The following is a 13,517-nucleotide window of genomic DNA, read 5'->3' on the forward strand; positions in this document are numbered from 1 at the left end:
CAGGCTGTAAAAAATCAAAGCCTGACTGCTAGATAAATAGCTATCAAACTTTGATTTTTCTGTCTTATCTTATCTCAAGCCCATCTGAGATAATTTATTCTGATATTTGTTTTGATCGACAAGCAAGCCCAAGCCTCCATAAACATCATAGGCATCTACCCAGTCACCCAGTTCTGGAATCGTCAATTTTTCAATACCATTTTGAGCTCCGTCTAGGAAAGACAAGCCATTTGTTAACAGGAAGGTATAAGGAACATTCGTTGAGGTCATTGCGAATACCTTGCCAAGTGCCTCTGAGCCCGTAAAGAGCTTGGTTGGATCTTTGATTTGCTGAAGAACTGCTGTCAGTACTTGTTGCTGTCTTTTGGTACGGCCGTAATCCGCCTCATCATCATCACGGAAACGAGCATAATTGAGCAAGGTCGAGCCATTCATCTGCTGTTTTCCGACTTTGATGGTTTGGGTTGGAGACTCAGTCTCAGTAGCGTGTAAATCATCTCCGACTGTAGCTTCTGTTAGTTGGCGCCCATTCAATGTTGAAAATTGAGCATCAATTGTCACCCCATCAGGGAAAAGTGTGTCAATCGCTGTAGCAAAGGCCTGAAAATCGACCAAGGCATAGTATTTAATGTCCAAGTCAAAATTATCTTTCAAGACTTGACGAACCATTTCTGCCCCTTTTTGCCCCTCTTGTTCTCCTAACTCATAGGCTACGTTTAACTTGTTATCTGTCTGTTTTCTACCGTTAATCACTTGACTGTAACCGTCTATATAAACCAAATTGTCACGCATGAAGCTGACCAGCTTAATTTTCTTATCTGAGCCGCCAACATTTAATACCATAATAGAGTCCGTCCGCGTCTCAGCACTATTTTGACCGATTCGGCCATCTGTACCCATGATCAAAATATTAACTCCATCTCTTGTGTCTTGACCGTTAAAGACTTCTACTTGAGCTGCTCGGGCATTGGTAGTTTGATCTGGATTAGCATTGGTATAACCTTTTAAGAACATAAAAATCATACCCAATGCTAGACAAGCTAAGATAGCCAGTAATCCTGCAAAAATGCGCCCCCAACGTAGCTTCCGCTTTTTAGTTTTTTTCTTTGGAAGAGAATTGATTTTCTGATATCTCTCAGAACGACTACGGCTATTATAAGAAGGAATCGAAGTGTTAGCACTTGTCTTTCTATAATCCTCTGTCAATTCCTGACTTTCTGAGGGAGCGTCACTACTTGCCCTATTTAATTTGTCTTGCAAGTAAGCAAACTCTTTTTTTTCTCGCTCATTGAGGTAATGAATATTCTTAAAGAGATAGTCATAACGTAACTGCTCGTGGTGGCTTAAGGGATTTTCTTTACTCATCTTCTCACCTTTCCATGGTCTGATATTGGATAAATAGGATAGGCACCCAGAACTTTATACTGGATTCCAATCGCTTCTAGTTCTTTTTGGGCAAAGTGAACCAAGTCCTTATCAGTATAGTCTACATCGATAATGAAAAAGTATTCACCCAGTGCTGTCTTGAGTGGACGACTTTCAATTTTTGTCAGGTCAATCCCTCGCCAAGCAAAGGTCGACAGGGCCTTATAAAGTGCGCCCGGAAGGTTGTCAGGTAAGGTCAAGGCCAAACTCATTTTTTCACTTTGTGCTTGCAAGGGAATGGCTACATCTTCAGCTCCCAAAACCCAGAAACGTGTGAAATTGGCTTCCATTCCCTGAATATCCTCAGCAATCAGTTCCAAGCCATATTCTTCTGCAGAACTTCTTGGTGCAATTGCTGCATAAGGCTGGTCTGGATGTTCGGAAATAAAGCGGGCCGCATAGGCAGTACTAGCAGTCACCTCGATTTGTGCCTCTGGATACTGTTCATCGATGAATTTCTTTCCTTGAGCCAAGGCCTGTGGATGTGAAAAAATCTTTTCAATCTTAGTATGACCTGGAACCACCATCAACTGCTGATGAATAGGCTGAACGATTTCTGCAACTGCTTGAATGCGAGCCTGATGAAAAAGGTAGTCCAAGGTTTCATGAACACTACCCTCAATAGAATTTTCAACTGGCACCACAGAATAGTCCACCAAGCCTTGCTCATAGGCCTTGATGACATCTGTAATGTTGGCAAAACCCTGCAATTCCTCATGAGGAAAAGCTGTCTGCACAACGTGGTGTGAAAATGATCCCTTGGGACCTAGATAAGCAATTTTCATCTTAGTTCCTCTATAATTTCCTCTGGGCTTAACTTGGTCACATCTAAAACCCGACTGGCTACTTCCTCATACCAAGCCTGTCTTTCTTGGAAAATAGCTGCTAGTTTTTCCTTGCTATTATTTAGAAAAAGCGGACGCTGATTGTCCTTATCAGCTGATATGCGTTGGTAGAGGGTTTCAAAGTCTGCTTTCAGGTAGATATTATCAGAATTTGTCTTGAGCAAGTCACGATTTCGATGAGAAATGACTACTCCCCCACCAGTTGACACAACTTGGTTTGTTTGTAGTAAATCAGCTAGGACTTCAGACTCTATCTGACGAAAAGCTTCTTCCCCATTTTCCGAGAAAAATTCCGCAATGGACATACCTAGGCGTTTCTCTATCAGAGCATCCATATCGACGTAATCTGGGTCCAATTCTCTTGCAATAGTGGACTTGCCAGCCCCCATAAATCCTAGTAATACCTTAGCCATGAATCAAGCTCTCCAAATCATCAAAGAAGCTAGGATAACTGGTATTGATGGCTTCTGCACGATCAAGCTCCACTTCCCCATCAGCAACCAAGAGGGCTGCGATAGCCGTCATCATACCGATACGATGGTCACCAAACGTATTGACTCTAGCACCGTGAAGGCCTGGTTTCCCTTTGATAATCATTCCATCAGCTGTAGAAGTAATATCTGCTCCCATGCTATTTAAAGCGTCTGCCACAACCTGAATACGGTCTGTTTCCTTAACCTTGAGTTCCTCAGCATCCTTAATAACTGTTACACCTTGGGCTTGAGTCGCAAGCAGAGCGATAACTGGCAATTCATCAATCAAACGTGGAATCAAAGCGCCACTAATCTCTGTTCCTTTGAGGTCTGAAGACTCAACAGTTAAGGTAGCAGATTTAGCGACTGGGTCAATTTCAGTTATTTCCAATTTTCCACCCATGGCACGAATGACATCGATAATACCGGTGCGCGTTTCGTTGATGCCCACATTCTTAAGCACTACACGAGAATTTGGAACAATCAAACCTGCGACTAGCCAAAAGGCTGCACTGGAAATATCGCCTGGTACGACCACCTTTTGTCCTGTCAATTTTTGTGGCCCTTGGACTGTGATTTTCTTGCCCTCCACACTTAAATGACCACCAAATTGTTGCAACATATCTTCAGTATGATTACGGGTGCACTCTTTTTCGATAATAACAGACTCCCCCTGAGCCTGCAAGGCCGCAAACATCAAGGCTGACTTGACTTGGGCAGAGGCAATTGGCAACTCGTAATGAATAGATGATAGTTTTTTCGTCCCTTTTAAATGAAGAGGAGGCAGGTCTCTCTCAGTCTGCCCTGAAATGCTGACACCCATTTTTTTCAGAGGAATCGTCACACGATCCATAGGACGTTTGGAAAGACTATCATCGCCAAACATTTCTACTTCAAAGTCTGAACCAGCAAGAACACCTGAAATCAAGCGAATCGAGGTTCCAGAATTTCCCATATCAAGAGTATTTTGCGGAGCTTTTAAGCCATCCATCCCAACACCTTGAATAGTAACGACACCGTCCTTATCCTCAATCTCTACGCCGAGGTCACGAAATACCTGCATGGTTGACAAGACATCTTCACCACGCAAGATATCATAAACCTTAGTCTCACCCTCAGCCAAACTTCCAAAGATAATGGAACGGTGACTGATAGACTTGTCACCTGGAACTCGGATACTGCCATGTAAGTGGCGAATGTTTGTTTTTAGTTTCATACTGGACCTCATACTTGCAATACTTTTACCTATTTTATCATAAAAAGCCAGAAATTCCTTAAAAATTCCTGACTTTAGGATAGTTATTTTCTTATTTTAGCAATTCTGAAACTGGTTCGAAAACAATTTTTTCAATGTCAGAAAGGTAAATTGCCAATTGTTGTTGCTTGGTAAAGAATTCTGACAAGAGGCTGTTCCCCTGAATCTGCTTGCCAAAGCCTTCCATCTTAGCTTGGAAGGACGCATCTGGCATTTGACCTGTCTGCTCTAGTCTTTGAATTTCCTCTTGGAAGGCAACGTACTCTGTAAAGATTTTGCTTGCCTCAGCATCTGCTGAAATCGCATCTTTAGCTGCTTTGACAGCCTTGTATTCTGGTAATTCGCGTAGACCGCGACTGAGTTCGTTTGCACTATCGTAAATATTTGACATAATTTTCTCCTTATTTATTTCTTTTAAAATTACTAATCACTCTGTGGTCTTTATTATTGTGCAATCACTTTTATATGACCTCTTGAATGTCCATTGCTTAATTCCTTATCTGGTATATACTCTATCTTCAAAGTTCCTAAATTAGAACCTATTTTTATTTCATTTGACATAAGATTATCAAAATAGTTATCTATCTCATCATCAGATAAGGATGATTCAATCGATTTAACAATATCATGAAATACTTCTTTCATTCCTGCAACACCAGATTCACTATTTTCATTTGTCTGATTTATTGTTACATTGATTTTATCAGTATCATTTGCATGTAAAAGCTCCAAGTAATATCCGTAGCTTAATGCGAAATATTTTATTTTTATATTTCCTTTTTTGATATTTTCTCATGGGCTATTAGAATTTTGATTATAGCTATTGATAAACCCATTAATAATTCTATCGTCTACATACTTTGAATTGGTTTTCTCTTAACTTATTTCCTTGTTGGATCGTTCATTTTTTGTCTCAACACTTTCTTCTGAAGTAGTTTTCACATCTTTTTTAACAGCGTAAGCTCTAAGTGAGATAAAAGAAATAAAGATAACACCAAATATAAATCTAAGCTCTATTTTAGGCATAATTTTCTCCTTATTTGATGACGACTGTATAGTCTGTATTTTCTGTTATTAGATGCTCAGCTCTTTCCAAGTCTTGAGCATTTTTAAATGAAATTTGTAGGATCCCGTGAATATCTTCACGGTTTTCCTCGTTAATATGAATATTGACCAAGGAAGTTCCACGTAGCAATTCCAAAATCCTCAAGATGACATCTTCTTCATCGGGAACGTCGACATAGAGGTCATAAGAGCTATCCACACCACCACGTTTATGAATTTCCATGGCCTGACGTTGTGCACGCGCTTGGTTGAAAAAGTTCCAGATCTGCTCTTCATCTCCCTTACTAATGGCCTGACCAATCGCTTCCAAACGTTCCTTAAAATCCTCAATTCGATCCAGAATAGTTTCACGATTGGACAAGAGAATGGAGGTCCACATACCTGGCTCGCTTTCCGCAATTCGGGTCATATCTCGAAAACCACCGGCCGCAAAGCGCCTTGCCATCTCATGTTCTTGAGCATAGACCGCGGTCTGTTCCATGAGACTAGAAGCCAGAATATGAGGAAAATGGCTAATCTGAGAAGTCACCCGATCATGCTCCTTGGCATCAATCTCGATAAAACGAGCATGAAGACCTGAAAGCAGATCCTTCATTACCTCAAGCGTGTCCTGACCTGTCAGACTCGAAGGTGTAAAGATATAATAGGCATTTTCAAAGAGATTAACATCCGCAGAAGTAGCCCCTGTCTTGTGACTACCAGCCATTGGATGGGCCCCGACAAAGCGAACAGGTTTGCCAGCCAAATAGTTCTCCGCCGCATCCACAATGGCTGACTTGGTCGAACCAGCATCTGAAATAATGACACCTTCTTTCAAATCCAAGTTGGCCAACTCCTTAATAAAGGAAATGGTTTGCTTTATTGGCAAGCTGAGAATGATGATATCTGCCAAAGGAGCAAAACTGGCAAAATCATCCGTTGCACGGTCAATCATGCCTTCTTTCAAGGCAATATCTCTCGAAGCTTGGCTGCGATTATAACCTAAAATTTCATAATCTGGATGATCGCGTTTGATACCAAGGGCCATAGAGGCACCAATCAATCCAAGGCCCGCGATATAGACTGTTTTTGCCATAGGAACTCCTTAATAGTTCTTTGTATAGTCTCGGTGTTGGGCTACCGCTTTTTTTAGTTCCTCGAGATTATCTGATGAGAATTTTTCAAGGATTTCTTGCGCCAGAACCGTTGCCACAACGGCTTCCATAACTACACCTGCAGCTGGAAGAGCGGTCGGATCACTTCTCTCCACAGTTGCCTTGTAGGGTTCATGGGTTTCGATATCCACACTCATAAGTGGTTTGTAGAGAGTAGGAATGGGTTTCATGACGCCACGAACAACAATCGGTTGCCCATTAGTCATACCACCTTCAAAACCACCTAGATTATTGGTGCGGCGAGTATAGCCGTCTTCTTTAGACCAGAGAATTTCATCCATAACTTGGCTACCTTTACGGTAACCAGCTTCAAAGCCGAGACCAAATTCCACCCCTTTAAAAGCATTGATAGAAACAACGGCTTGGGCCAATCGCGCATCTAATTTTCTGTCCCATTGGACATAGGAACCTAGACCAACTGGTACTCCTCCAACGACTGTCTCCACAACTCCACCGATAGTATCACCGTCATGCTTGATTTGGTCAATGTAGTCCTTGATTTCCTGTTCCCTTTCTTGGTTGACAATAGAAACTTCGGACTGGGCAGCTCTTTCCTTAATCTCAGCAACTGTGAGATTCTCAGGAACATCGATTTCCTTGCCACCAAAGACTACGACATGGTTGGCAATCTCCATATCCAGCTCAGCCAAGAGGCGTTTTGCTACTGCGCCAACTGCCACCCGCATGGTGGTTTCACGGGCAGATGAACGCTCCAAAGAATTTCTCAAATCGTCAAAACGGTACTTGATTCCCCCAACCAAGTCGGCGTGACCGGGACGAGGATGGGTGATTTTTCGTTTGCTTTTAAGGCGGTCTTCAATGTCTTCTGCAGACATGATATCCAGCCATTTCTGGTGATCTTTATTGATGACATCCATGGTAATGGGAGCCCCAGTCGTCTTCCCATGGCGAACACCCGAAGTAAAGATAACTTGGTCGCTCTCAATCTTCATACGACCACCGCGGCCGTAGCCACCTTGACGGCGTTTAAGGTCCTCATTGATATCCTCTGCTGTCAAAGGTAGTCCAGCTGGAATTCCTTCAATGATAGCTGTCAGACGGGGGCCGTGTGATTCTCCTGCAGTTAAATATCTCATATACTCTCCTTATTTTACCAAGTAGTCTTTCATCTCTTCCAGAGAAACTGGGTGAATGGTCGCTGAACCAAGCTCTGGTACTAAGACCAATTTCAGGGTATTACCACGCGCTTTCTTATCATGAGTCAAAGCTTGATAAAGCTTATCTACATCCCAGTTTTCATAATCAACAGGCAAGCCAAATTTCTGACACATAGCTGTGATGAACTGGGTAATGCCAGTTGGCATAAGACCCTTTTTCTCAGCAACCTTGGAAATCTGCACCATGCCCATGGCCACAGCTTCTCCATGCATGACCTTGCCATAACCGGCCGTTGCTTCAATGGCATGACCAATAGTGTGGCCAAAGTTGAGGTAAAGGCGTACACCATTGTCCAACTCATCCTCAACTACCATCTTGCGCTTGACCTGACAAGAATGTTCAATCAAAGCCTCTGCATGTTCCAGAATGCTCTCAACAGAACCATCCAGCTCCGTCAAGAGAGCCCACAGTTCTGGATCCTCAATCAAGCCATACTTGATAACCTCCCCCATCCCTTCAATCAACTCTCTTTTTCCAAGCGTTTCAAGGACAAGTGGGTCAATCAGAACCCCGTCTGGCTGGGCAAAGGTACCCACCATATTCTTAGCAAATGGAGTGTTAACACCCGTCTTTCCACCGATAGAAGAATCCACCTGAGCTGTCAAACTAGTCGGAATCTGAACAAAGTGAATACCCCGCATATAGGTAGAGGCTACAAAGCCAGCCAGGTCCCCAACAACGCCACCTCCTAGGGCTACAATCCCATCACTGCGGGTCAGACCTTGCTTGACCAAAAATTCATAGACTTTCTGAACAGTGGTCAAATTCTTTCTTTCTTCACCTTCTAAAAAGTCAAAAACAGCTACCTGAAAACCAGCATCTTCTAGGCTGAGCTTTAACTTCTCTGCATAAAGAGAAGCTACATGGTTATCTGTCACAATGACTACCTTTTGTGGTTGCCAGAGTTCTCGCAACCACTGACCAGCTTGAGCCAGACAACCTTTTTCAATCTGAATATCATAAGGATGATGAGGAATATCGATTCTGATTTTCATAGGAGAATCTCCCTTTCTTTATTGGTATTTTTCTGTTAAGGACTGCCAAATCTCTTCTATTGGCATTTCCTTTCCTGTCCACAGTTGAAAAGCTTCTGCAGCTTGATAGAGCAACATTCCCAGACCGTTGACCGCTGGATTGCCCTTCCTCCTAGCCCATTTCAAAAATGGTGTTTCAAAGGGTTGGTAAATAATATCTGCCACCAAGATAGTTTCTGGCAAATTGATGCTTTCAGGAACTGGGGATGATTGACCATCCATGCCCACACTGGTAGCATTGACCAGTAAATCCGACTCGGCAATCCTTTCTTGCAGTTCAGAAACATCTTCTAAAGCATACAGGTCCACTTTAAAACCTGTTTGCTCCTGTAACTTGTCTAGATAAGGTCTTGTTTTTTCCATCGAAACTGAACGAACAAAGACCGAAATCTGACTGACTCCGTCCAAAATAGCTTGCGCCAAAATGGACTTGGCCGCACCACCTGCACCCAGCAGGGTCATCTTCTTACCTGTAATTGTAAAAGAAGGCAAGCTCTTAAAAAATCCCTTGCCATCTGTATTATATCCAATTAAATTGCCATTCTCATTGACAACCGTATTGACCGCACCAATCAAGCGCGCTTCATCGCTCAGCTCATCCAAATAAGGAATCACCTGCTCCTTATAAGGCATGGACAGGTTGATACCAAACATCTGGTAGCGACGAATATTAGCCACTGTTTCTGCCAAGTCACTCGCTTCAATCTCCCAAGCCACATAAACACCATTGGTAGCTGTCGCCTCAAAGGCACTATTGTGAATAAAGGGGGAAATAGAATGCTTAATAGGATTGGCAACAACTGCAGCTAAACGTGTATAGCCATCAAGCTTCATCCAAAATCTCCCTGATTTTTTTCATACTAGCTAGAGAAATCTGGCCTGGGGCACTAGCCTCATCCAGACTAGCAAAGGACCAGCTAGAACCTGTCACATCCGCAGTGATACGAGAGACCTTGCCCACCTTGCCCATAGAAATGGTCACATATTCCTGCTCAGGATTGAGGATTTTAAAGCCTCGTGTATAGTTCATCAAGTCTAGCACATCCTGCTCCGTATGAGCCATCACCGCAACCTTGACAAGTTTTGGATTTAGGCTCGTCAACTCTGATAAGATTTCCATCATATTTTCAGGTGTTTCTTGGAAATTGTGGTAACTCAAAACGAGATTTGGGAAGTCCAGCATTTCCTCAAAGACATCCTTATAGCTATAGTACTCAAAATCAATATAGTCTGGTTGATAGAGTTGAGCCACTTCCTTGATGATTTGAACATACTCCTCAGAAGACAGTTCGATTTCTCCCCCTTCAGGACGAGTTCGCAACGTGAAAACCAATTCACGACCTGCAAATTTTTCAAAAATCGCTGGAGCCACCTGCAAAATCGCTTCTTTAGGCAGATAGTCGGCACGCCATTCAATGATATCAGCATCCAGATACCTCGTGGCATCAAGAGCCTGGGCCTCCTCTAAACTTCTTGGCATTACTGAAACGATTAATTTCATTTACTAACCTTCATACTAATCACCTTGAGGTAATTACTACTTTCATCTTTTTTATTATAGGCGAAATCTGCTGGAAGACCGTATTTGTTTAAAATCTGGTAACTTCTTCCTGCAAAGCCTTTATCAATTTGTTCTGTAAATTTCTGGCGGGAAACATTGGCAGCATTGGTACTGGCAATGATAATCCCTCCCGGATTTAAAATCTCAAGACTCTGGGATATCAACTTGTGATAATCCTTGGCCACAGAGAACGTTTGTTTTTTGTTCCGAGCAAAGCTAGGCGGATCTAGTACAATCACATCATAGGTCAAGCCTTTTCTCTTAGCGTATTTGAAATATTCAAAGACATCCATAACTATAAAACGATGGTCGTCTGTGCTGAGCCCATTTGCCTGAAAATGTGCTTGAGACAATTCTCGTGAACGTTTAGCTAGGTCAACCGAAGTTGTCTGGCTTGCTCCTCCCATGGCCGCAGCTACTGAAAAGGCTGCTGTATAAGAAAACATATTGAGCAAGGATTTACCCATAGCCAATCCATCCACTAAACTACCGCGAACTTCATGCTGGTCTAGGAAAATCCCTGTCATCAAGCCATCATTCATAAAGACTTGATACAGGACACCATTTTCCAAAACAGTGAAAAAGTTAGGTGCTTCTTGACCATAAACATGGGCAGATTCATAGTCCAAACCCTTAAAGCGTATCTTCTCATATGCTCCTAAAACCTCAGGAAAAACCTGTCTAAAAGCTTCTGAGATGGTCTGACGAATCTGATAAACATAAGAGTTATACCAAGAAAAGACAGCATAGTCGCCATAAAGATCCACTGTCAGACCGCCAAAGCCATCCCCCTCTTGGTTGAAGAGACGAAAGGCAGTTGTCAAATCATCTTGATAGTAGGCTCTTCTCTTTTCTTTAGCTTGTCTAAACAGCGTTTCAAAGAAAGCTTGATTGAAGGCCACCTTGTCCTTACTAACAAACCAGCCCAAGCCCTTGTTTTGCTGAGAAAGGTAGGCAGTCCCAAGAAAGGTTCCTTCCTGACTCTGCACTTCTACTTCCTGATCCTTAAGATTGACATTCTCAAGATCACCGGCTTCTAGTAAAACTAGCCCCTTAGCGAGCTTCTTTTCAACCCTTTTACTAACTCTTATTCTATTCATAACTACCATTATATCAAACTTTTAGCCAATTCTCAAAAAAGAAACTACCCTTGCTTTTTTACTCTTCTTTTAAAAAATGGTATACTAATACTAATAAAAAATTAGGAAGTAAATGTGTGAGAAGCAATTTTAACAAAATCCAAAAAGCCGTCGGTACCAGACTGGGTTTTGTCCTAACCCTTTTAATCCTCTATTGGCTCAAAACCTTATTAGCCTATGCCGTTGACTTTAATTTAGATATTCAAGTGGGCAAGTTGCAGGGAAATTACCTTGCCTTTATCGCCTTTTTCAATCCCCTTCCTTTGGGGCTACTCCTGCTAGCTTCAGCCCTCTATGCTCGCTCAACCAAGATCTTTTATGGTCTAAGTATAGCTATTTATAGCCTTTTATTCATTTGGCTCTATTCCAACGTCTTTTACTATCGAGAATTTAGCGACTTTATCACGGCCAATACCATGAAGGTGGTCAGCAAGGTGTCTGTTGGTACTGCAGAACTAGAGTTACTGCGCTTTTGGGATTTCATCTATTTTATGGATTTCCCACTGCTGGCTTTCCTTTTCTATAAAAAATTCATCCAGCTGGATAGGAGACCTTTCAAATTCCGCTCCAGTGTTGCTATCACTGCTCTCTCAGCCCTTCTCTTTTCTGCTAATCTTTTCTTGGCTGAAATTGAGCGTCCCGATCTCCTATCAAGAGGATTTTCTAATTATTATGTTGTCCGCGCCCTCAGTTTGCCCGCCTTTTTAGGCTATAGTGCCAACCAATCCTACAGTGCAAACAAGGAACGTGCCAAGGCTTCTGAGACTGATCTTCAACCTATTACAGATTATATTCAAGAGCATTCGGCTAAGCCCAATCCAGACTATTTTGGCTTGGCCAAAGGAAAAAATGTGATTTATCTCCACTTGGAGAGTTTTCAGCAGTTCCTACTGGACTATAAACTCAACATAGATGGAACTGAGCATGAAGTCACTCCCTTCCTCAACTCCCTCTACCATTCGCAATCAACCCTAGCCTTTTCGAATATCTTTAACCAAGTCAAGGCTGGTAAGACCTCAGATGCGGAAACCATGCTGGAGACTGGTTTGTTTGGACTTGACCAAGGTTCCTTTATGGTCAATTACGGTGGTACCAATACCCAGCAGGCAGCTCCTTTTATCCTATCAAAAAATGGCTACCAATCAAGTGCAGTCTTTCATGGTAATATTGGGACCTTCTGGAACCGGAATACGACCTACAAACAATGGGGCTACCAATACTTCTTTGATGCTTCCTACTTCACCAAGCAAGACAGTAGCAATTCTTTCCAATATGGTTTAAATGATAAAATCATGATGAAAGATTCTATCCAATATCTGGAGCATTTACAGCAGCCTTTTTATACTAAGTATATCACGGTGTCCAATCACTATCCCTATGCTAGCAATCTGACAGGCGATGAGCTTGGTTTCCCATTGGCTAAAACCAAAGATGAAACAATCAACGGCTACTTCCAAACAGCTAACTATCTGGATAGTGCTATCAAGGCCTTCTTTGACTATCTCAAAGAAAGTGGCCTCTATGAAAAATCCATCATCGTCATCTATGGAGACCATTATGGCATTTCCAACTCCCGCAATCCTGAGCTGGCACCCTTGATTGGAAAGACTTCTGAGAACTGGTCGAATTACGACAATGCCATGTTGCAACGAGTGCCTTTTATGGTGGTCATGCCTGGTTATGAAAAGGGGCAAATCATCAATACCTACGGTGGACAAATCGATATCTTACCGACTCTCGAACACCTCCTTGGTATTGAGTCCAATTCCTTCCTTCAAGTTGGGCAAGACCTTCTGTCTCCAGATCATCAAGAAATCGTTGCCTTTCGGACTGCCAATTCCTTCGTCACACCAAAATACACCAGTTATGATGGACGAACCTACTATACTGAAAGTGGTCTTGAAATCAGTAATCTTGATGAACAAGCTCAGACTGAACTAGAAATCGTTCGGCAGGCAGCCAGCCAACAGCTGAAAATCAGCGACCAGATTCAAACTGGTGATTTAATACGTTTCTACCAAGCAGATCATCTTGGAAAAGTTGATACAGAAAGTATTTCTTACCTCAATTCTTTGCCAATTCTGCAAAAGATTGAGCAGGAAAAAGGTAGTCAATCAACCAGTCTCTTTAGCCAACGACAAGGTAAAACCAGTGCTGACCTTTTCAAGGCACCAAGTTACCAAGAACTCCATCCAGATTCGGCAGAAACCGAATCAAAATCACAATAAAAGATGCTCTTCCGTCTTGGAGGAGCATTTCTTTTTATCAATGAAAATCAAAGAGCAAACTAAGAAACTAGCCTCAGATTAACTGTGAGATTATAGGTAGAGAGGTTGTACCTGCAATATATGACTGTCAAGTTTAGTGGTGTAGATAGTAGAATAAAG

The 13,517-nt window shown here is 42.3% G+C and carries 14 protein-coding genes; 1 reads left to right on the top strand and 13 read right to left on the bottom strand.

Annotated elements, in window-relative coordinates; all coding sequences use genetic code 11:
- Positions 1 to 69: 69 nt before the first annotated feature.
- From N8M09_RS02220 to N8M09_RS02280, 13 genes are all read right to left on the bottom strand, one after another.
- On the bottom strand, positions 70 to 1,365 hold the full coding sequence (locus tag N8M09_RS02220) for an LCP family protein (RefSeq protein WP_261063219.1): 1,296 nt from the start codon (positions 1,363 to 1,365) through the stop codon (positions 70 to 72).
- Positions 1,362 to 2,210, bottom strand: coding sequence for a prephenate dehydratase (gene pheA, locus N8M09_RS02225; RefSeq protein ID WP_261063228.1), 849 nt, complete (start codon positions 2,208 to 2,210; stop codon positions 1,362 to 1,364). Before pheA ends, N8M09_RS02220 begins: the two co-directional genes overlap by 4 nt.
- On the bottom strand, positions 2,207 to 2,683 hold the full coding sequence (locus N8M09_RS02230; RefSeq protein WP_261063232.1) for a shikimate kinase: 477 nt from the start codon (positions 2,681 to 2,683) through the stop codon (positions 2,207 to 2,209). The genes pheA and N8M09_RS02230 overlap by 4 nt, the downstream gene beginning before the upstream one ends.
- On the bottom strand, positions 2,676 to 3,959 hold the full coding sequence (gene aroA / locus N8M09_RS02235) for a 3-phosphoshikimate 1-carboxyvinyltransferase (protein ID WP_261063240.1): 1,284 nt from the start codon (positions 3,957 to 3,959) through the stop codon (positions 2,676 to 2,678). Before aroA ends, N8M09_RS02230 begins: the two co-directional genes overlap by 8 nt.
- Positions 3,960 to 4,050: 91 nt before the next feature.
- The gene (locus tag N8M09_RS02240) at positions 4,051 to 4,389 is read right to left on the bottom strand and encodes a YlbF/YmcA family competence regulator (protein ID WP_261063247.1); all 339 of its coding nucleotides are present in this window, start codon (positions 4,387 to 4,389) and stop codon (positions 4,051 to 4,053) included.
- Between the two features lie 53 nt (positions 4,390 to 4,442).
- On the bottom strand, positions 4,443 to 4,730 hold the full coding sequence (locus N8M09_RS02245) for a hypothetical protein (protein ID WP_261063249.1): 288 nt from the start codon (positions 4,728 to 4,730) through the stop codon (positions 4,443 to 4,445).
- 144 nt (positions 4,731 to 4,874) lie between these two features.
- Entirely contained in the window at positions 4,875 to 5,024 is a 150-nt protein-coding gene (locus tag N8M09_RS02250) for a hypothetical protein (protein ID WP_261063251.1), read from the bottom strand.
- Positions 5,025 to 5,034: 10 nt separating this feature from the next.
- Complete coding sequence (locus N8M09_RS02255) at positions 5,035 to 6,138, bottom strand: prephenate dehydrogenase (RefSeq protein ID WP_261063263.1); 1,104 nt, start codon at positions 6,136 to 6,138, stop codon at positions 5,035 to 5,037.
- A gap of 9 nt (positions 6,139 to 6,147) precedes the next feature.
- The gene (gene aroC / locus N8M09_RS02260; RefSeq protein ID WP_261063268.1) at positions 6,148 to 7,314 is read right to left on the bottom strand and encodes a chorismate synthase; all 1,167 of its coding nucleotides are present in this window, start codon (positions 7,312 to 7,314) and stop codon (positions 6,148 to 6,150) included.
- A 9-nt stretch (positions 7,315 to 7,323) separates the two neighbouring features.
- Positions 7,324 to 8,391 carry a 3-dehydroquinate synthase gene (aroB, locus tag N8M09_RS02265; protein WP_261063276.1) on the bottom strand — a complete coding sequence of 356 codons (1,068 nt, stop codon included), beginning with the start codon at positions 8,389 to 8,391 and terminating at the stop codon, positions 7,324 to 7,326.
- A gap of 18 nt (positions 8,392 to 8,409) precedes the next feature.
- A complete protein-coding gene (locus tag N8M09_RS02270) occupies positions 8,410 to 9,264 on the bottom strand; it encodes a shikimate dehydrogenase (RefSeq protein ID WP_261063278.1) in 855 nt (284 codons plus the stop codon).
- Positions 9,254 to 9,931 (bottom strand): type I 3-dehydroquinate dehydratase, encoded by a 678-nt coding sequence (gene aroD / locus N8M09_RS02275; protein WP_261063289.1) that lies wholly within the window; start codon positions 9,929 to 9,931, stop codon positions 9,254 to 9,256. The genes N8M09_RS02270 and aroD overlap by 11 nt, the downstream gene beginning before the upstream one ends.
- On the bottom strand, positions 9,928 to 11,091 hold the full coding sequence (locus N8M09_RS02280; RefSeq protein WP_261063291.1) for a class I SAM-dependent rRNA methyltransferase: 1,164 nt from the start codon (positions 11,089 to 11,091) through the stop codon (positions 9,928 to 9,930). Before N8M09_RS02280 ends, aroD begins: the two co-directional genes overlap by 4 nt.
- 116 nt (positions 11,092 to 11,207) lie before the next feature.
- On the opposite strand from N8M09_RS02280, the gene N8M09_RS02285 reads away from it, so the two are divergent.
- Positions 11,208 to 13,358, top strand: coding sequence for an LTA synthase family protein (locus N8M09_RS02285; protein WP_261063293.1), 2,151 nt, complete (start codon positions 11,208 to 11,210; stop codon positions 13,356 to 13,358).
- Positions 13,359 to 13,517 lie beyond the last annotated feature (159 nt).

The organism is Streptococcus mitis, assembly GCF_946190375.1.
Classification (GTDB): domain Bacteria; phylum Bacillota; class Bacilli; order Lactobacillales; family Streptococcaceae; genus Streptococcus; species Streptococcus mitis_CJ.